The sequence below is a fragment of the Acinetobacter sp. CS-2 genome, from assembly GCF_016599715.1.
GTDB lineage: Bacteria > Pseudomonadota > Gammaproteobacteria > Pseudomonadales > Moraxellaceae > Acinetobacter.
The window spans coordinates 2,530,695-2,550,697 of the sequence record NZ_CP067019.1; the positions used below are offsets into that span (position 1 = coordinate 2,530,695).

General features: G+C 42.3%; 22 protein-coding genes. 5 read left to right on the forward strand and 17 right to left on the reverse strand.

All coding sequences use genetic code 11. From position 1 onward, the window contains the following. Window positions 1–9 precede the first annotated feature (9 nt). Both JFY49_RS12425 and JFY49_RS12430 read right to left on the reverse strand, forming a co-directional pair. Complete coding sequence (locus JFY49_RS12425) at window positions 10–705, reverse strand: GntR family transcriptional regulator (protein ID WP_180174703.1); 696 nt, start codon at window positions 703–705, stop codon at window positions 10–12. 361 nt (window positions 706–1,066) lie between these two features. Beyond that, complete coding sequence (locus JFY49_RS12430; protein WP_180174704.1) at window positions 1,067–1,876, reverse strand: sulfite exporter TauE/SafE family protein; 810 nt, start codon at window positions 1,874–1,876, stop codon at window positions 1,067–1,069. A 30-nt stretch (window positions 1,877–1,906) separates the two neighbouring features. On the opposite strand from JFY49_RS12430, the gene JFY49_RS12435 reads away from it, so the two are divergent. Together JFY49_RS12435 and JFY49_RS12440 are read left to right on the forward strand one after the other, a co-directional pair. Then, complete coding sequence (locus JFY49_RS12435; protein WP_180174705.1) at window positions 1,907–2,665, forward strand: biotin--[acetyl-CoA-carboxylase] ligase; 759 nt, start codon at window positions 1,907–1,909, stop codon at window positions 2,663–2,665. Window positions 2,666–2,674: 9 nt separating this feature from the next. Continuing rightward, a complete protein-coding gene (locus JFY49_RS12440) occupies window positions 2,675–3,412 on the forward strand; it encodes a type III pantothenate kinase (RefSeq protein ID WP_180174706.1) in 738 nt (245 codons plus the stop codon). A 143-nt stretch (window positions 3,413–3,555) separates the two neighbouring features. Here JFY49_RS12440 and JFY49_RS12445 read toward each other — a convergent pair whose 3' ends face one another. Together JFY49_RS12445 and ffh are read right to left on the reverse strand one after the other, a co-directional pair. Next, entirely contained in the window at window positions 3,556–3,693 is a 138-nt protein-coding gene (locus tag JFY49_RS12445) for a hypothetical protein (RefSeq protein ID WP_166171066.1), read from the reverse strand. A 123-nt stretch (window positions 3,694–3,816) separates the two neighbouring features. Next, the gene (gene ffh / locus JFY49_RS12450) at window positions 3,817–5,220 is read right to left on the reverse strand and encodes a signal recognition particle protein (RefSeq protein WP_180174707.1); all 1,404 of its coding nucleotides are present in this window, start codon (window positions 5,218–5,220) and stop codon (window positions 3,817–3,819) included. Between the two features lie 138 nt (window positions 5,221–5,358). On the opposite strand from ffh, the gene JFY49_RS12455 reads away from it, so the two are divergent. Next, a complete protein-coding gene (locus JFY49_RS12455) occupies window positions 5,359–6,165 on the forward strand; it encodes an inner membrane protein YpjD (protein ID WP_200223101.1) in 807 nt (268 codons plus the stop codon). Window positions 6,166–6,331: 166 nt separating this feature from the next. Here the strand turns inward: JFY49_RS12455 and JFY49_RS12460 are convergent, their stop codons facing one another. Continuing rightward, window positions 6,332–6,871: a TetR/AcrR family transcriptional regulator gene (locus JFY49_RS12460; protein ID WP_200223102.1), complete on the reverse strand. Its 540-nt coding sequence runs from the start codon at window positions 6,869–6,871 to the stop codon at window positions 6,332–6,334. A gap of 94 nt (window positions 6,872–6,965) precedes the next feature. On the opposite strand from JFY49_RS12460, the gene JFY49_RS12465 reads away from it, so the two are divergent. Then, on the forward strand, window positions 6,966–7,496 hold the full coding sequence (locus tag JFY49_RS12465; RefSeq protein ID WP_200223104.1) for an HPP family protein: 531 nt from the start codon (window positions 6,966–6,968) through the stop codon (window positions 7,494–7,496). Window positions 7,497–7,853: 357 nt separating this feature from the next. Continuing rightward, window positions 7,854–8,789 (forward strand): tRNA dihydrouridine synthase, encoded by a 936-nt coding sequence (locus tag JFY49_RS12470; RefSeq protein WP_200223105.1) that lies wholly within the window; start codon window positions 7,854–7,856, stop codon window positions 8,787–8,789. A gap of 36 nt (window positions 8,790–8,825) precedes the next feature. On the opposite strand, the gene JFY49_RS12475 is transcribed toward JFY49_RS12470, so the two are convergent. From JFY49_RS12475 to tsaB, 12 genes are all read right to left on the reverse strand, one after another. Beyond that, complete coding sequence (locus JFY49_RS12475; RefSeq protein ID WP_200223106.1) at window positions 8,826–9,485, reverse strand: nuclease-related domain-containing protein; 660 nt, start codon at window positions 9,483–9,485, stop codon at window positions 8,826–8,828. A 46-nt stretch (window positions 9,486–9,531) separates the two neighbouring features. Further along, complete coding sequence (locus JFY49_RS12480) at window positions 9,532–10,017, reverse strand: methylated-DNA--[protein]-cysteine S-methyltransferase (RefSeq protein WP_200223107.1); 486 nt, start codon at window positions 10,015–10,017, stop codon at window positions 9,532–9,534. Between the two features lie 49 nt (window positions 10,018–10,066). Further along, entirely contained in the window at window positions 10,067–10,384 is a 318-nt protein-coding gene (gene sugE / locus JFY49_RS12485; protein WP_200223108.1) for a quaternary ammonium compound efflux SMR transporter SugE, read from the reverse strand. A gap of 235 nt (window positions 10,385–10,619) precedes the next feature. Then, window positions 10,620–11,534, reverse strand: coding sequence for a copper resistance protein B (locus JFY49_RS12490; protein WP_200223109.1), 915 nt, complete (start codon window positions 11,532–11,534; stop codon window positions 10,620–10,622). Further along, a complete protein-coding gene (locus JFY49_RS12495) occupies window positions 11,521–13,443 on the reverse strand; it encodes a copper resistance system multicopper oxidase (RefSeq protein WP_200223111.1) in 1,923 nt (640 codons plus the stop codon). Before JFY49_RS12495 ends, JFY49_RS12490 begins: the two co-directional genes overlap by 14 nt. Window positions 13,444–13,487: 44 nt before the next feature. Next, window positions 13,488–13,943 (reverse strand): hypothetical protein, encoded by a 456-nt coding sequence (locus JFY49_RS12500; protein WP_180042522.1) that lies wholly within the window; start codon window positions 13,941–13,943, stop codon window positions 13,488–13,490. A 394-nt stretch (window positions 13,944–14,337) separates the two neighbouring features. Next, window positions 14,338–15,024, reverse strand: a complete 687-nt coding sequence (gene rpe / locus JFY49_RS12505; RefSeq protein ID WP_166171048.1) for a ribulose-phosphate 3-epimerase — start codon at window positions 15,022–15,024, stop codon at window positions 14,338–14,340. A 156-nt stretch (window positions 15,025–15,180) separates the two neighbouring features. Next, window positions 15,181–16,023: an S-formylglutathione hydrolase gene (fghA, locus tag JFY49_RS12510; RefSeq protein ID WP_200223112.1), complete on the reverse strand. Its 843-nt coding sequence runs from the start codon at window positions 16,021–16,023 to the stop codon at window positions 15,181–15,183. Between the two features lie 11 nt (window positions 16,024–16,034). Further along, window positions 16,035–17,447 carry a C13 family peptidase gene (locus JFY49_RS12515; RefSeq protein ID WP_180042525.1) on the reverse strand — a complete coding sequence of 471 codons (1,413 nt, stop codon included), beginning with the start codon at window positions 17,445–17,447 and terminating at the stop codon, window positions 16,035–16,037. Between the two features lie 123 nt (window positions 17,448–17,570). After that, entirely contained in the window at window positions 17,571–18,377 is an 807-nt protein-coding gene (locus JFY49_RS12520) for a class I SAM-dependent methyltransferase (protein ID WP_200223113.1), read from the reverse strand. Then, entirely contained in the window at window positions 18,377–19,198 is an 822-nt protein-coding gene (locus JFY49_RS12525) for an undecaprenyl-diphosphate phosphatase (RefSeq protein WP_086197691.1), read from the reverse strand. The genes JFY49_RS12520 and JFY49_RS12525 overlap by 1 nt, the downstream gene beginning before the upstream one ends. 8 nt (window positions 19,199–19,206) lie before the next feature. Then, window positions 19,207–19,875 carry a tRNA (adenosine(37)-N6)-threonylcarbamoyltransferase complex dimerization subunit type 1 TsaB gene (gene tsaB / locus JFY49_RS12530; protein WP_180082043.1) on the reverse strand — a complete coding sequence of 223 codons (669 nt, stop codon included), beginning with the start codon at window positions 19,873–19,875 and terminating at the stop codon, window positions 19,207–19,209. Window positions 19,876–20,003: the final 128 nt, after the last annotated feature.

Sequence of the window (20,003 nt, forward strand, 5' to 3'; positions counted from 1 at the left end):
ATGTCCTGATCAACGTCGTGAACGTCTTGCCCATGCAAGTTCGATTTGTTTCATCCGTGTCAGAGATTCCAACACAAGGTTGCGCAAGTGTCGACAAAAATCATCCATAAATAAAGTAGCTTGTTGTGATTTTCGGATCAAAACTGCATCAGTCACCAGCTTAAACAATTCAAATGATTCCTGCAGTTCGCGATGCGAGATATTTAAGGTTAAGAAATAGCTGCGGCGCAGTGAAGGTAACAGTTCCTGATAGACTTTCATTAAATAAGGATTGCCGACCATTTCATGCTGGCGAGACAAGCCCTGAAAGATTAAATCATAAAATTTTTCAGTATGACCGTGACGGGTTTCTTCCTGCAACTGTTGCAATAATGCCTGAATGCTTTCAGCTTCATGCGGACGCCAGGTTTCTGCCATGCGCTGCACAATCTGTCCAGTGAGCAAAGCACACATCTCAAACAGGGCACGTACCTGCTGGGCAGACATTTCCGAGACAATCGCCCCACGGCGAGGATAAATTTCGATTAATTGGGTACGCTCCAGCAGCAGTAAGGCTTCACGTACCGAACCACGACTGACATCCAGTTCAGAGGAAATGCGCAATTCTTGAATGCGTTCCCCCTCTACCAGTTCACCGCGAATGATTTGCTCACTAATATGCCTGGCAATCTGCTCGGACAAACTGTCCTTTTCTTGTTCTTGCATACTGTTCCTATCTTGTTTTTATAAGATGCAATCAAAAAAATTTGGATAAACCCTGTGGATAAATCCTGATTGTTACGTGCTTTTTTACTTGATTTTAACTACAAAAAATATGACATTGTCAGACAATTTTCAAGTCGATAAAGCCAATATCAGTTTGTGATCAGTAGATCAGATAAAACTGTCTATTTCCGTTAAATATCCTACTCTAGACTCACTTCAACCTAAGTGATTCATTTAAATTATAAAATAAAACTTATTCTTAGTTCAGCACATCCTTAGAAAAACAGCAGGATAAGTGATCTCAAGGTGCGTATGCAAAAACCATAGCACACCTTTTCATCTCTTTTATATGGTTCTTAAATTAAAAAAAGGCTGAAAAACCTTGATAAATAAAATACGAACCGACAGTTGCCAACAGGCAGGCAAAACATCTTTTCAGCATGGCTGGCGATAGTTTATGCGCTACTTTTGCACCTAATTTAGCCGTCATAAAACTCATGACACTAATACCAATAAAGGCATAGATATGCACATAGCCAATACTATGCGGTATTTCAGTTTCGGTATTGGAACCAAACCACATAAAGCCTAACGCACCAGCAATAGCAATCGGCAAGCCGCCTGCAGCTGAGGTAGCCACCGCTTTCTGGATCACTACGCCATGACGGCTTAAATACGGTACGGTCAAGCTGCCACCACCAATACCGAATATGGCAGAGGCGATTCCGATTCCGCCGCCAGCCAGAATCTGCATGGCTCTGGAAGGTAAATGATGATTCGGGTCCACCGCTTTGCTTGCACCATTAAACATGGTGTAAGCCACCCAAATAGCAAAAAAGCCGATCAATAATTGTAAGCCCTGACCCGACATATAGTCCGCAATACCGGCTCCTAAAAATGCCCCTAAAGCCAGTCCCGGCGCTAAATTACGAAATACATCCCACATCACTGCGCCTCTTTTATGGTGCGCTGTGACCGAGCTGATGGAAGTGACAATAATGGTCGCTAAAGATGTACCCACAGCCAGATGCATAATCACCGATGGATCATAATGTAACTGGGTAAATACAATATAAAGAATGGGAACAATAATCAGGCCGCCACCAACGCCAAACAGCCCGGCAGCAAAACCCGCCATTGCACCAATCAATAAATATATGATTAACTCCATTATTCACATTCCACGGTTACTTAGATTTAAATGGATTTAGAGACCCGACAGCTGCAAAAAATCCTCGATGATGCCCATCAGCTTCCTGAAGTTTTGTTACTCAAACCCGTCACCACGTCGACCAATGACGATGTACGTGAAATTGCACTGAAAGGCGTGCACAGTGTTCTGGTTTGCAGTTCCAAACAGACTCAAGGTCGTGGACAGCGTCAACGACAGTGGGTATCGCCTGAAGGCAACATCTATTTAAGCACATTGCTGAATACGCGAACAGCCATTGATGGCCGGCTGGCGCTTGAAATCGCACTGAATATTTTACAAATGCCGAGTTTGCAAGATTTAGATTTGCAAGTGAAATGGCCGAATGACCTGTATAGTCGACAAGGTAAATGGGGTGGCATTCTGGTTGAACCGATTTCCCCTCATCAGGTCATTGTCGGTGTCGGGATTAATCTTGAACCTGTTCTCAAAGCACAGATTGACCAGCATGCCACCTCAGTGCGTGAATTGGGATTACAGGATATTTCCCGTATTCAGCTGATTGCTGAACTGTATATGGCGATTCAGCAAGCCAGTGCATGGTTTGATCATGACTGCTATAACCTGGCGGCACGCTTTAATCATTATGCGGCTTTTATAAACCAGGCTGTTGAATTTGAAGATCATTCGGGAGTATGTTCAGGTATCTTCCAAGGCATTCAGGATGATGGTTCGGTCAACATTGACACCCCTGACGGTTTAAAACAGTTTTATCAAGGGCGTTTACGCCGCCTGAGTACCTCTCTTTAGAGAAATGCAATGAAGAATTTATGGCTGGATATCGGCAATACCCGACTCAAATACTGGATTACTGAAAATCATCAGGTAATTGAACATGACGCAGAACTGCATCTGCAATCCCCTGCCGACCTGCTACTCGGTTTAATCCAGCATTTTAAAAGTCTGGATCTGCAACAAGTCGGGGTGTCTTCGGTTCAGGACAAAAAGAACAATGAACGCATCCAGAAAATTCTCAAGTTTTTAAATATTCCGGTAACTTTTGCAAAAGTACATGCCGAATATGCCGGCTTACGCTGTGCCTATGAAAATACCAGCAAGTTCGGGATTGACCGCTGGCTGCAAATGCTGGCTGTCGTGAACAATCCGGAGCAAAAATATTGTGTGATCAGTTGTGGAACTGCACTGACCATTGACCTCACCGATGGCTTGCAACACTTGGGCGGTTATATCCTGCCGAACCTGTACCTACAGCGTGATTCCCTGATTCAAAATACCAAAGGCATCAAGATTCCCGATGCCATATTTGATGAGCTTAGCCCAGGTCGCAATACCATCGATGCCGTTCATCATGGCATTCTGCTCAGTCTGGTCAGCACCATTGAAAAGGTCCTGGAAAAGTATCCAAGCCAACTGATTTTAACTGGTGGTGATGCACCGCTATTTGCTAAATATTTGACAGCTTATCAGCCTGTTATTGAGCCGGATCTATTGCTGAAAGGGCTGCAAAATTATATTTATTCCTTGGCTGAAGCCTGATTTTGTCGAATCAAATAAGGCTGAATAAGCTGTCAGACTTCAGGCAGCTCGGTACAGCCTTTTATAAAAATGAATGGCTGAATGTGTGCATCCGGCAATTTACCTCATTACTTGCATAAAGATTGCAATAGATTCCCACCAGATTAATGCAGCAGCAAAGGTTTTAGAACGTCCCAGACCTGGTTATGCGCAACAATAATACTTTCCGGATCTAAACGAGGTATTTGCAGGTGTATTGCTGTTTGCCAGTTCTGAAAATTCGGTACATTCGGATCGGGCAAGATCAGCAGTCTTGCCTGATGTCCTGCGTGCTGGATTTTTTTTAAAGTATTTTAGAAAAGAAAAAAAGGCAATAAAAAAGGCGCATTACGCGCCTTCTTTAGATTGATCATCAAAGCTTAAGCTTATTTCTGATCTTTATTGCCAAATAGTGGGCCCATACCGCCGCCACCAAATTGTTTTTGCATATTGCCCAATGAACGCATCATTTTTGCCATACCTGACGGATTGGCAAATTTCTTCATCATTTTCGCCATTTGCGCATGCTGCTTGATGAGTTTATTCACCTCAGCAACATCCATACCGCAACCGGCAGCGATACGTTTTTTACGGCTTGGGTTCATCAGGTCAGGGTTACGACGCTCTTTGATGGTCATCGACTGGATAATCGCTTCCATCTTTTTCACTTGCTTTTCAGGGTTGGCTTGGGCGATGGCATCCTGAATGCCTGCATTGCTCATGCCTGGAAGTTTATCCAGAAAGCCCATCATGCCGCCCATTTTGTTCATTTGTTCAAATTGCATCAGCATGTCTTCAAAGTTGAAGCTGCCGCCTTTTTGCAATTTTTTCGCCATTTTTTCAGCTTTTTCTTTGTCGATCTTGCGTTCAACTTCTTCGACCAAAGAAAGTACGTCACCCATGCCGAGAATACGCTGTGCAATACGCTCAGGATGGAATGGCTCTAGGGCATCAAGTTTTTCACCCATACCCAGGAATTTGATTGGCTTGCCGGTAATCGCACGTACCGAAAGTGCTGCACCACCGCGTGCATCACCATCAGTTTTGGTTAAGATCACACCAGTTAAAGACAAGGCATCATTAAAGGCTTTGGCTGTATTTGCCGCATCCTGACCAGTCATGGCATCGACCACGAACAGGGTTTCAGTCGGCTTGATGGCAGCATGAAGCTCTTTAATTTCGTCCATCATTTCGTCATCGACGTGTAGACGACCAGCAGTATCGACAATCAGTACATCAGCAAACTGGATTTTCGCTTGTTCAATTGCACGGTTGGCAATATCAATTGGTTTTTCATTGGCATTCGATTCAAAGAAAATCGCGCCCACTTCAGCAGCAACCGTTTGCAGCTGTTTGATTGCTGCTGGACGATAAACGTCGGCAGAAACCATCGCCACTTTTTTCTTTTGACGCTCTTGCAGGAAACGTGCAAGTTTTGCCGCAGTCGTGGTTTTACCTGCACCTTGCAAACCTGCAAGAAGTACAACCACAGGGGGTTTGGCTGCGAGGTCAAGGCTTTCATTGGCCTCACCCATCATTTTGGTCAGTTCGTCATGTACAATTTTGACGAACGCTTGGCCCGGTGATAACTGAGTCATCACTTCTTGGCCCAATGCCTCTTCCTTAACTTTCGCGATGAACTCACGAGTTACAGGTAACGCCACATCGGCTTCAAGAAGTGCCATACGCACTTCACGTAACGTATCTTTAATATTGTCTTCGGTTAGCTGCCCTGAGCCAGTAACATTTCTTAAACTCTGCGTGAGTCGTTCTGTTAAGGTATCAAACATTGCAAATTCCGCTTAAAATAGCCGTGAGCAAAAAATTGTTTCTTAAAATAGAAAATTTATGCATAGAATGCTATAGGATACTGTAGTTCGCATCGAATTTATATAAATGAATATTCATCATCCTGAAAAAGGTTTGACATGATTAGCCTGCCCTTGGTTTACACGATCTTAGCATTAATCGCTTATACCTCATCTTTCTGGTATCTGTTTATCCACTTAATGTCAAAACGTGATCCAAACCATTGGCTTATTGGGCTGGTACTGGGTTTAGGGGTAATGTTGCATGGGGCTGTGCTGTATAGCGATATGCTCACCCCTTTAGGCATCAATTATGATGTTTTTGTACTGATGTCATTTACCTCTGGTCTGATGCTGCTGCTCAGCCTGCTGTTTAGTACATTTCGTCCCATTTTGGCACTGAATTTACTGGGTATCCCTGTTGCTGCAATCGGTCTCATTTTAGGTTTTACCTTAAGCAAGACCAATCAGGTGATTGAACAGCATTCTCTGGGCCTAGACATTCATATTATTTTGTCTTTATCCGCCTATGCTGTTCTGTTGATGGCCACCATTCAAGCCGTGATTTTGTGGTTTCAAGACCGTGAATTAAAGAATAAGACCAAAAGACTGTGGGTTAATTTACTGCCTTCATTTCAGGCTATGGAATCATTATTATTTGATTTAATCATTACCGGTTTTATCCTGCTGACTTTAGCGCTTGGTTTTGGTTTCTTTACCATTGAAAATTTCTTTGCCCAGCACTTAGCCCATAAAACGGCGTTTAGTATTATTTCCTGGTTTGTTTATGGCTTCCTGCTGATTGGCCATTATAAATTTGGCTGGCGCGGTCAAAAAGCCATTCGCTTTACCTTGATTGGTTTTATGCTATTGGCGATTGGTTTTATTGGTTCCAAGTTTGTACTGGAAATGATTTTGGGTAAGTAAGACCCTTTTATTCAGTGTGTCTAATTAAAAATGTGGAACATGATAAATCATTAAAAAGGCCCAACCCTTATGGTTTGGACCTTTTTTTATACGATATATCATTGATTAAAAATAATAAATTGATATTTTCATATAACTTGTATATGTTAATTTTAGAAAATCTTAATCATCGCTCAAATAAATTATTAATATTTTTCTTCAGAGTACTAGCAATATTAGGATCAAATCCATCTACTAAAAATCTACTCATTAACCCTTCTATTAAAGTATAAATTAGCTCGGATAAATCTTGATGATTCGCTAATAAGCAATTTTGCGATACTAAATCTTTTATCCACTGCTTATGCTTTTTAGAAACGGAAATTATATCTTTTTCATTTTGACCCGACTCAGCTACAGCTCTCACGAATAAGCACCCTTTGAAAGATTCTTGTTGAAACCATTCCATATGCCAATCAAAAATTTTATTAATTGCACAAATACCTTCTGCCGTTCCAATGTATTTGAATAAGCTCTCTTTAAATTTTTCATCACGAGCTCTAAGAACCGACTGAACCAACTGATTTTTATTTTTGTAGTAAGTGTACATAGTGGTTTTAGAACAACCAGATTCATCTCGAATTAGATCTACCCCGACGCCAACAAAGCTATTTTGATTAAATAGTCTTTCTGCTGTATCTAAAATTTTTAATGCTGATTTTGACATTTGTCGCACCCCAAAAAATAGTACAGATCTGTACTATTTTTTATTTTATCTATATTATGGTTTGAAAACAATATTTTGAAAGAGGGAGATAGACATGTTTTCGATTTTTGAAGGAAAGGAAAAATTAGCTGCATTTCCCAAAAGGCATGAAGTTCTTAGAAGTTTATTTGGAGGAACGATCAGCATCTTTCTTCTACTTTTGCTTACTAAATTAACAGGTAATCTCTACATCATGGCTCCTTTTGGCGCTACTTGTGTAATTCTGTATGCTGTTTCACAGTCACCATTGGCACAACCTAGAAATGTTATATTTGGTCATTTCATTTCAGCTTTTATCGGCCTATTTTTCCTTAAGTTTTTCCCTGATTCTATTTTGACTATAGCTTTATCTGTAGGCTGTGCAATTGCCTTAATGCAAGTTTTTAAATGTGTACATCCCCCAGCGGGAGCTAATCCATTAGTGATACTTTTAACAGCAAATTCTATCCACTATGAATGGAGTTTCTTGGTTTTTCCTGTGTTATTAGGATCTATAGCTTTAATTTTGGTTGCTACTGTTATAAATAATATTAAAACTAATAATAAGTGGCCTCTATATGGCTTAGGTTTAATCAGAACCAAGTAATAAATTGACTGAAGGTTAAATCTATTTAACAGAGTGGCACTTATACGAAATGCAAATGTAAGAAACCATTTAAAGTATGTGTATTCTTACTAATTAAAATGTCTAGTCTATGATATACATCAACATCATGGATTGAATATGCATTTGAGATGCTGATCACTATGTCTAACAAAGAGATTTAAATCCTGTTTTTGACTCTTGCAGTTTAAAACAGGACATTTCTACTTAGGAATAACGATACGAAATATAAGGGTTAAGACCTATCTCACACTACAATATTTCAAAGCCTTTTACCTAGACAACCTAGATAAAAAAACGTATAACACCGTTTTTCAAATTTAACGGGCAAACCTCACTGTGAAACTCATCCTTGCACCCATGGAAGGCTTAACAGACCCCATTATGCGTGATGTACTCACGTCTGTGGGCAGCTTTGACTGGTGTGTAACCGAGTTCATTCGTGTCACCGATTCAGTGCTTCCCGATCATGTCTATCATAATTACTGCCCGGAACTCCTCAATGAAGGTAAAACCGCTGCGGGTACACCTGTGCATGTACAATTTTTGGGAAATAATCCTGAAATGCTGGCAGCCAATGCCTTTCGTGCCGTGGAGCTAGGTGCTCCTGTGATTGATATGAATTTCGGTTGCCCTGCAAAAACGGTTAATCGTCACCGTGGCGGTTCAGTGCTGCTGGATGAACCCGACGTGGTACATCTGCTTGTCAAGGCTGTGCGTGATGCAGTACCTAAACATATTCCGGTTTCTGCCAAAATGCGCTTAGGCTATATGGACAGAAAATTTACCCTGGAAAATGCTCATGCCATTGAGGATGCTGGTGCTGCCTGGGTCACAGTGCATGCACGTACCAAGGCGGAAGGCTATACCCCTCCTGCATTTTGGGATCAGTTGCAACCGATTCGTGAAGCCTTAAACATCAATGTCATTGCCAATGGTGAAATTTGGACCAATGCAGATGCCAAACAATGCCAACTTGAATCTGGCTGTGACGATTTGATGATTGGCCGGGCTGCTGTAACCACACCGGATATCACCCAATGTATCCGTCAGAATACTGACGAAGCCTTGATCACCTGGAATGAATTATTGGCTTTGCAAATTCGTTTCCTGAATGGTCCCTATAAAAAAGAAGTGAATATGGTGGGACGCTATAAACAGTGGCTCGGCATGATGTCCAAACATTATCCAGAAGCCAAAATGCTGTGGGATGAAGTAAAACGCATCAAGCAACTGAATGAAATTATTGAAAAGTTGAATCTGCTACAGCATTAAAAATAAAAGCCTTTGCATATGCAAAGGCTTTTTAATTTAGCTGCTTTCTTTCCGCTGTTTTAAATTTTCCACATGTAGGCAATTAGTTTTCCAGGACTTCTCTAAAACTTCTTTTTCAATCCGCAATTGAATCCGTTTTAGTTTCATGGCGGGTATCACTTCCTCCTGAAAACCTTTGACATAATCCACCCATGCAGCACCACGAAATACATTGGCAGGCATTTCTGTTTTAAATTCACTTTCCAGCATAAACACAATCACTGAATGCAGGTACTCTGGCTCAACAATATCAGACAATACATTTTGCAGTACTTTCATGTGCTTATAATTCTGATGCAATGGATTTTGAAATTTATAGCTTTTCTTATAAATCTTCTGTGTCCACATTTTTTGACGTTCACCACCAAAAATCCAGCCTTTATATTTTTTGGTTTCAATCACGAAAATCCCAAAGGGACTGAGCAGAATATGGTCAATTTGCGTCGTTCCTGCCTGTTCATCTGGCAAAGTACAATCATTTAATAAAATATATTGCGGGTCTTTTAAATACAGTTTGACATGTACCGCTACTGCCAATTCCCCAACTTTTCCTTTCAAAAAAGGTTTAAATATCTTAAAAAGAACAGCGCCAGCAAATAATAAAATGATCCACCACAGCTGTGAAAAAAGTGGTATAAAAATTTGAGAAATGTTCATTCAATGAAGTTCATATTATATTTTTAATAACAATAACATAAACTTATTAAATTAGTGAAGATTCAAGTTTCAATAAAATTTCTTTGTTGTCCAGTCCACCAGCAAAACCGACCAGTTTACCATTTGCTCCGACCACACGATGACACGGCGCAATAATGGAAATGGGGTTTTTACCGTTCGCTGCACCCACAGCACGTACCGCTTTGACGTTACCGACTTGCTCGGCAATATCACGGTAACTGCGGGTTTCGCCAAATGGAATGCTCAGCAAGGCTTGCCAGACTTTCTTCTGAAATTCAGTACCTTCAAAATCTAAAGGCAAATCAAACTGCTGTCTTGTTCCAGCAAAATATTCAGTTAACTGTTTTTGAGTTTCCAATAAAATGGGATGATCTATCTGTTCAGTTAGCTCGGCTAAACGTAGCCGTTTAGGATTTTCATTTTCCCAAACTACTGCCACCAGAGCCGTGTCATTGGCTACCAGTTTTAAGCTACCTACAGGAGAAGCCATTTGCATAAATGAAAGTTTCATTGTCTTCTCCTGTAGTGCAATAAATAAGCGATATAGTGAGGAAGAGTCATTATGATGATGACAGTTTCATCAATACTAATCCAGAAATAATCAGTACCGCAGCGAGCATCAGCATCGCCGATGCAGGCTCACCCAAAATAAACACCCCGACCAGAAAAGAACCCACTGCTCCAATCCCGGTCCAGATGGTATAGGCTGTACCCAGTGGCAAAGTGCGCATGGCATAGGCCAGTAAAGCAAAACTTAATACCATAAAAACCAGAGTAATAATACTCGGGGTAAGACGGGTGAAACCTTCTGAAAGTTTCATGGCATAGGCCCAAACAATTTCAAAAAGACCCGCTAAAATTAAAACTACCCAAGCCATGACGACGATGCTCCATTTGATCAGAGTCAGGTCGTCCTGACGAATTTTCTCAGTGCGACAATAAATTCGATTACCCCAAGGGAGGTCGTTCCTCCTATAACTTATTAGATAATTATATAAATAATTGAGCTAAACAGGTGCTTGTTTTACATTTTTCGACCAATTACTCACCTTAAAAGTGCGAATAAAAATACGACTGGCCTAAACCAGTCATATTTTGAACCAACTGAGGGAATTAAAATTTAAAACGAATCCCCGCACCATATAACCATTCCTGATCAGATGCTGATTCCGCTTGCCAATCCGTCTGTTCATGCCCCTGTTTGTATCCATAGGCCACATCAATAAAAGGCATGACCTTTTTATTGATTTCATAACGGGTTTCCAGCCCCAATTGTGCCGTACTTAAACCAGTTTTTTGCGCATAGCTGGAGTCATCACTCAATACCACATTCAAGTCTAGATAAGGCTTAACAATCAGCTTTTGCGTCAGTAGCACATCGCGTTCGGTTTCCAGACTAAATGATACTTGATGATCTTGCCCGAGCAATAAATAGGCATCGGTTTCAAAGAAATACGGTGCCAACCCATGTACCCCAATCACGGCATCGAGCTGATCCTGATCGACTTCCCGATTCTGGTCATTGCGATAACGTAGACCGGCCTGCACATCCCAAAAATCGGCAACATTGCGACTGTATAACACTTTGGCATCGTACTCGGCTTGCTGTGATTCAGCATTATCGGCATGGACTTTGATAAAAATCTTGTTTTCATCTGTGCCAATACGGGTTTCAAGTTCCGATTTTAGAACCCCGTTTCCATCGTTATTGGGTAACCAGCGACTTTCAACCGTGGTTTGCTGATACATCTGCCCACCATGTTCCTTGATATGCTCGGCAGATGCAGCATCGCTTGCGTTCGTATTTTCATCCTGTATAGAGGGTGTCTGTTTTGCTTCAACAGGTGTTTGGGCTGTAGTTGACACGACATGATGCTGTGAATGATCGACCGGTATTTCATTTTGTGGTGACATCTGCACTTCCGCCATCGACATGGTTTGATGACTTGGTTGTGCAAAACTTGGTCCAGAGAGCAACAGTATCGAGACACTCAATGTGCTCATTGCAAAGAAATTAATGATGCGCATGTGAGTCTCCTTGCTGAACTTGAGCCGGCGTAGCAGGTGAAGCTAGCGTTTTATTTCCATCCACATTGGCCACCACCAGTTTACTCATCATACCCGACGACATGTGATAGAGCAGATGACAATGAATCGCCCATTCTCCCAATTCATCAGCGGTCAGTAATGCCGTTACCGTTTTACCCGGTGGCACAATCAGGGTGTGTTTATTTGGCATATTGGCACTACTTTGCCCATTTTCCAGCTGCATAAACATGCCATGCAGATGCATCGGATGCGCCATCATGCTGTCATTGATAAATTTCAGCCGGATACGTTCGCCATACTTCATCTGTAGCGGTTTCACTTCGGTAAATTTCTTGCCATTGATGGTCCAGATATAACGCTCCATGTTGCCGCCCAAACGCACTTCCAGCTCTCTCTCTGCCGGACGGGTATCGGGCTGTGGAGTGAGTGATTTCAAGTCGCTATATTGCAGTGCCTTATGCCCTGCGGGTGTGGATGCATTGCCCCAGCCGTAAACCACGGCTACCTTATTATCTGAAGCAGGTTGTTCTGTACGATGCGTTGTATGGCTTTGCTCGTACGGCTGATCAGACTCAGGTTTTGCTGCCTGTGGCATAGCGTGTTGTTGAGTCACATGTTGCGAATGCTCCTGCATGACAGCATGATTCATTTGAGTATGATCCATTCCAGCCATATCATGTTGCATGGATGAATGATTCATTGACGAGTGATCCATCATTTGATGTTTCATTGTGCCGGCACTGCTTTGATTTGGACTACTCTGATGATCATCCATCTGGGCATGGTTGGTATGATCACTGGATGCAGAACCGTGACCCATATCTTCCATCGTTAACAAGGCACGTGGACGTGGTTTCGGCACAGTAATGCCCTGCTTTATTGCTGCCTGCTCATTGTGCAATGAACCAATCGCAAAACCGCTGCGGTCAATCGATTCGGCTTCAATCTGATAATGATTGGCCTTGGGTTCAACCATAACATCATAAGTCTCAGCGGTTCCGATGCGAAATTCATCGACAGGTACCGGTTGCACAGGCTGGCCATCGGCACTAACCACCGTCATCTTCAAGTCAGGAATACGCACATCATAAAAAGACATGGCTGAAGCATTGATAAAACGTAAACGGACTTTTTCATCTGGTTTAAACATGCCCGTCCAGTTCTGTTGCGGCGTTTTGCCATTGATCAGGAAGGTATAACCGGTGACATCGGACAAATCGGTTTTCAGCATGCGCATCTGATTCCACATGGAACGATCTTGCCAGGTACTTTTGAGTCCATCACGCTTAACTTGTTTCAACACGTCGGCCACAGTTTCACGCCGATTTTGGTAGTATTCAGCCGACTTTTTCAGGTTCTTCTGAATCTGATCACTGCCTGATTGATGAAAATCGGACAGCATCACCACATAATCACGATCAGCCTGTTCATGCGCTGCTAGCGGCTTTTTCCCTTTGGGATAAATCACCAAAGCACCATATAAACCGTCCTGTTCCTGTCCTTTGGAATGCGCGTGATACCAGTAGGTACCGTTTTGCCGCACCTTGAAACGATAGACAAAATCCGCCTGTGGTTTAATCCCTTGAAACTGGTTAAAACCCGGCACCCCATCCATCAGTCCCGGCAGCAATAAACCATGCCAGTGAATGGAGCTTTCCTTGTTTTTCAGATTGTTATGCACATGAATAACGGCATCATCGCCTTCTTCAAATTCGAGAAGGGGTGCTGGAAATTGACCATTCACGGTAATCCGTTTTAAGGGCTTTCCGGTGATATTTACGTTCTGTTCATCAATGTTGAGATGATATTCTTTGACCGCAGCAAACGACCACGACGATGACACTAAACAGACCCCAATCACGAGGCTTTGACTTAATTGTATAGACATGACTAAACCTATAATTTAAAAATAAAAAGTTTTTTAAATCACGGTCAAGCTTTTGGGGGACGTAAAATCTGCTGCCAGAAACCGCTTAAATGCTGGGCGGAATAAGTAAAATTCAGCTGTGGATGTTCTTGAATGGCTTGCACATGTACCAGAGGGTGTGCTTGAGAATCCAGCCAGAGACTGAGACTCTGACAATGCAACTGTAGGCAATCATTACAACTGAAATGTTGCTGTTGATCGCTCATGCCCTGATTACAATCCAGATCATGGGACACGTCTACCTGTTCGACAGGATGCTGCTGCATGTGCGGTTGAGTATTGACTGAATCATGGCAACCCGACATGGTCATCATGGACATTTTATCTTCATGTTGAGCCGTCAATTCACTCATCATTTGCTGATGCATCGGCTGTTCAAATGCCAAGACAGCATTGCTCCACCCAATGGCAAAAACCATCAGGAACACAAACCAAGCCTGTTTGCGTAATGAAGTGGGCACAGTATTGTCCTTAGCCGATGCACAATAAAAGATAAATCATGTTCTTTTGATTTCAGTCTACCAGCATAATCAAGATATAAGTTATACACAATTTTTAAATTTATGCTAAACAGTGTCAAGTCAGGTTGAATAATGCCAACTTAAACAATAAAGTTATTTTTTAAACAGTATTATTTTTAAGCATAGATGAATAAAGCATCATATTTTTTAATGCCTTAACAAGCTAAAAAAGGACTCATTTGAGTCCTTTTTATACATTTAATGTCTAATTATTAAACTATTGATCTACAATTGTTTATAAACTAATCAAGTTATCCATACAGTTATCTACACAGATATCCATATGGTTATCCATAAAGTTATCCACAACTTAGCGATCATTAATTGTAGATTATTAGAGATTAACTGAGCCTACTTTTGCCAGTTCTGAACGCATTTCATCAATGACAGCTTGATAATCTGGCTTGCCAAAAATAGCCGAACCGGCAACAAACATATCTGCGCCTGCTTCTGCAATTTCGCGAATATTGGCTGGAGTCACCCCACCATCAACTTCTAAACGGATGTCACGGCCAGAGGCATCAATGATCTTGCGTGCCTGACGAAGTTTATCCAAAGTCATGGGAATAAATTTCTGACCGCCAAAGCCCGGGTTAACACTCATCAACAAAATTTGATCAACTTTGTCCAGCACATAGTCCAGGTAATGCAATGGTGTGGCCGGATTAAACACCAGACCAGCTTTGGCACCACCCGATTTAATTAACTGTAAAGAACGGTCAATATGATCCGTCGCTTCCGGGTGAAAAGTAATAATGTCAGCACCCGCTTCCAGGAAATCGCCAATCATACGGTCTACAGGCGACACCATCAGATGCACATCAATCGGTGCCTGAATCCCGTATTTTTTTAATGCTTTACATACCCCTGCACCAAAAGTCAGGTTAGGTACGTAATGGTTATCCATGACATCAAAGTGTACGACATCGGCACCTGCTGCAAGCACATTTTCAACTTCTTCACCTAAACGGGCAAAGTCGGCAGATAAAATGGAAGGTGCAATTAAATATGGCTTGGACATGGAGAGAACCTGGCTATGCATTTGAATTGATTTTTCACATTATAACAAATTGCATCTTAGTGCTGTGATTCAATCCTGTTTATTCAGGCATTGATGACAGCAAAAAAAATAAGGAGCTGTTGTGCTCCTTATGTTCTGAGTAAATTTGCTGCTCAATCAAATGTATACATCAAGTTGTACCGCATGAAACTGCAGATGATCATCCATAAAGGTCTGAATAAAGTAATAACCATGATCATAACCGGCATGTTCACGCAAGGTCAGGGACTGACCTACTTCGGCACAGGCCTGTTTGAATAAGGCCGGATTCAGCTGGCTATAGAACTGGTCCTTAGCCCCCTGATCAATCAGAATCTCCTGAAACAAGGCACCTTTAGACTGAACCAGAGCCGTTGCATCATGCTTTTTCCATTCTGTCTGGTCAGCACCTAAATAATTGGAAAAGGCTTTCTCACCCCACGGACATTGGCTCGGTGCGCAAATCGGAGCAAAAGCGGATACCGATTTAAATTTTTCCGGGTATTTAAATGCCAGTGTCAGCGCACCATGTCCGCCCATAGAATGCCCGAAGATGCCTATCGCATCCGCTTGCAGTGGAAAGTTTTGCATCACCACAGCATAAAGCTCATCGGCAATGAAGCTTTCCATTTGATAATGCTCAGCCCACGGTGCCTGAGTAGCATTGATATAAAATCCGGCACCCTGACCGATGTCCCAGGAATCCCCTGCTGCGACCTGCTCGCCTCGGGGTGAGGTATCCGGACTGATCAGAATCAAACCCAGCTGTGCTGCCAAACGTTGCGCATGGGCTTTAATTGCAAAAGTTTCTTCAGTACAAGTCAGACCTGCCAGATAAAACAGGGCGGGACAAGGCTGACCTGTTAAGGCCTGATGGGGCAAGAAAATTCCAAATTTCGCCTGCCCTTTTAAGCTCTTGGAATTAAAAACATAAATTCGCTGTTCCCCATCAAAGCATCGATTCGCTTGCATTAATTCCATCGTTATTTTCCTTATTGTGCTGCCACACTTAATTGTGGGCTTTCTATTTTCATATCTGTCTGAGTTGTAGCTGGAAATAAGCGTTGCTCAAGTTGCGGCAACATAAATTCCATATTCTTGCCAATTGACCATTGCGGTTCAGAGGCTTCAAATCCTTGTGCTGTTTCCCATTGTGCCACTGTTTTTTTGGTCTGCTCAAAAGCACTTTCTATAGACATCTGCTCGCGCATGGCCTGATCAAAGAAAGCCCGTCCAAAATAAGTATAATCCGCTTCATTCGAACAGCCAAACGATGCACGATCAGCCGCAGATGCGGTAATAATCAAGGTATTATCATCCTGCAAAGCGGGAACAAAACTCCCCGAATAACAGGCTGAAATTACGATTACCCGCCAACGGATGCCTGATTTATCCAGAGTATCTTTAAGCCATTTAGGATCGACATCATTTAAATCAATCGGGTCATTTTCCATTTCAAACTGGTTCGGCAAACCATGTGAAGTCATGTATAAAAATAACACATCACTTTCTTTATTCATTTGCTGCCCGATACGGCGTAAAGCCATTTCCATACTGGTGCGTGAAGCAATCGGCATTTGAGTGCGGGTTTCAGGGTTATTAATCAGGGCCAATGAACGGCCAAAAGTCCCAAAACGGGTATCAAACTGTTCTTTAATCCGTTCAACTTCCGACTTAAAAACATCCTGATAACCTGCCCCTGCAACGCCTAAAAAGTACCAGTGCGACTGGGCAAACTCCCCATACTGTATCGATTCCAGCGACTTGTTCAAGATCCGGTTCTGGGCATAAAAAGCATCTTCGGCAAATGTCGGCGGGCTTTCTTCAACTTTCCAGATCGGCTGGCTTTTCACCGACATTTGCCACACCACAAGGGTGAACAGTGTCGCAGCGACAATCAGTGCCCGCTCCCACCATGGCCATTTCAGCTCACGGGAAAAGACCCATACCACCGCCAAGCTCTGCCAGACGAACAGCACCATAAAGATAGTCGGCAAATAGTCATACAATATATAAGGCAATACATCAATAAGGCCCAGATACTGGATCAGACTTTGCAATAAGGCGATATGGGTATCCAGTACCAGCCACAACAAGGCAGGTACCAGCATCAAACGTGGATTATTGATCCGCTGGGAAAGAAAAATACCGACGATGAGTGCAATAAAAGGCCATAAAGCATAACTGATCAGGCCTTGCGGGTTAAACTCCCCCATCTCCTCCGCACTGAGCCAACTGAATAAGCTGTTGGCACTGCCGCCTAAAATTCCCCAAAAAATCAGTTGTAGAATCGAGGGACGTACAATTTGCAAAGATCGGCGTGAACCCAGAAAAAGCCACATCCCGGCAGTTTGGTTGCTCTTAAAATCATGCCAAAAATTGATGGAGGGTTTAAAGTCGATCATAAGATTTTCGGGGGGCTTTAGCTCGCGAGTTTACACTCTAAGTTTATGCTTGATGGAATTTTTATCAATGCTGCTTTGGGACTATATAACAAATTAATGCACATTATTGAAACAATTACCAAACTACTCGGGAAAATGATGCTGAAAGTAGGCATCAAAACGACAGGCATCTCCCTGCCATTGATGATCCGGTTCCAGGTTAGCCAAATAGACAGCCAGACGCGGCCGCTTCACCACCACACGTTTTGCCACTTTTTTTGCCAAAGTTAACAGATTATCACCCAGATCCATTTCCCCATGTTCGGGCAATAACAGATGTAATAATTGCATCTGTTTTTTCACTTGTGCCTGTTTTTTAATGGCTTGTTGATTCTGGTCACGCTGCGGAAACATCGGATCAAGATAAACCACATCTACCACACGTTTCTGTTCCGCCTGCCGGGTTAGGTAATCGGCAGAATCAGAGAAAACCAGATGAATTCGTGACACTACTGAACTAAGAAAAGCATCATTTTGCGCATAGTTTTTACTGTCTTCCAGTAAGGTAAACAAGATCGGATGCCGTTCAACCAGGGTGACTTCAGCACCCAAATGTGCCATTAACAAACTGTCATGACCTAAACCGGCAGTCGCGTCAATTAATGTAGGCTTTTCACCCAGATTACAGGCGCGTGCAATCATTTCAGATTTTAACGATGAGCGTTTTAAACGCGGCACTTCAGCTTTCCAGTCGGGCTGCATCTTCATGCCATTGGCACACAACCACAATCCCGATTCATCTACACATAAAGCCAGTTCCGGATTTAAACGTAAAAATCGGGCATTCAACTTTTCAATGATCTCAACATTTACACTGACACCACGTGAAGAAAGCACAGTAGAATACTGCTGTGCTTGTGCTTGAAACTGAACTTCTGTAAACAAATGCATTACCAAGAAACCCAGCCTGTCCACCAAGTTGCCAAAATAAACAGACCAAAACCTATGCGGTAGTATGCAAATGCAGTGAAATCATGTTTCGATACATAGCGAATTAATGCACGAATCACGATAAGTGCAGAAATAAATGCCACAATAATACCCACTGCTAGAACAGCCATATCATTGCTATGCAAATCAGCCCTCATTTTATACATATCGAGTAAACCAGCACCCATTAATACAGGAATACCCAGAAAGAAGGAAAATTCTGCTGCTGCTTTACGTGATACACCTAAAAATAAAGACCCGATAATGGTTGAGCCTGAACGTGAAGTCCCTGGGAATAAGGCTAAACATTGAATCAAACCAATTAAAGTCGCTTGCTTATAGGTCAAGTCATCTACTTCTTGAGTTTCAATGCTATGCGGACGGCGTTCAGCCCATAAAATAATAAAACCACCCACAATTAAGGCAATCGCGACAGTAATTGCATTAAACAAGTAGGCTTTGATGATATCGCCAAACGTTAAGCCGATAATGATGATTGGAATTGAAGCAATAATTAAGTTAATACTTAAACGGCGGCCCTGTTCTTGACCTTTTAAGCCACCGATTAAAGCGCCCCAAAGTTTGCCCCAGTACTCGTAAATCACCGCTGCAATTGCACCAATCTGCACTGCAACCGCAAACATATCTCTTTTTTCAATGGTCCAGAAATCTAAAAGCTGACCTGCTAAGATTAAATGCCCGGTACTTGAAATCGGTAGAAATTCAGTAATCCCCTCTACCAAGCCCATGATGGCCGCTTTAAATAATAATAAAAGATCCATATCTAACCTTAAGTTGCTTTAATTTGTTCTGGAATTTTTTTCCACGCATTATCACGTAAATACACTGGTAGTGCTTCTTCAGCTGCAACCCAATGCTGCTGTAATGCAGCAATACGTGCAATTTGTGCAATATCTTGTGCTGTGGCAACAATCTCTTTAAATTCTATAGCTTCAGGCTGAATTAAAGCTGAACCTGAACCGACAAGTTCAAATCTGACGGCCTGACTGGCAGCACTATAATTTAACAGTTGCTCTGTATCCACAGCCTGCATAATACCCTGCTGATCCAGCTGAAAACTCGCAATATAGACTTCATTCATACGCGCATCCAGTACTGCAGTCACTGCGGTTAAACCTGCCACACGGTATGCTGCCTGTGCCAGAGCTTGCAGGGTTGAAACAGGAACAACAGGTAGATCATTGGCCCATGCCAGGGCCTGAGTCACGGCAGCATTAATACGTACCCCACTAAAAGAACCAGGACCACGGCTAAATGCAATTGCAGTTAAGTCAGCAGCAGACAATCCAAGCTGGGTAAAAGCCTGTTCAATCATTGGGAGAATCGTTTGCGTTTGTGCTTTTGCTCGCGCATCTAATTGAAAAAATAATTCTTGAGTGTCATCTACAATAGAAATGGAACACTGCTCATTGGCAGTTTCCAATGCCAGCAACTTCATGCACAACCTTAATTTATTTAAATATAAAAAACGTCGGATATCATACTCCACTCATGCGTGCGAGGCGAGATTTTCCATCTGCAGGATACAAAAAAGCCAAGCTCTCGCTTGGCTGAATATCTCGTTTC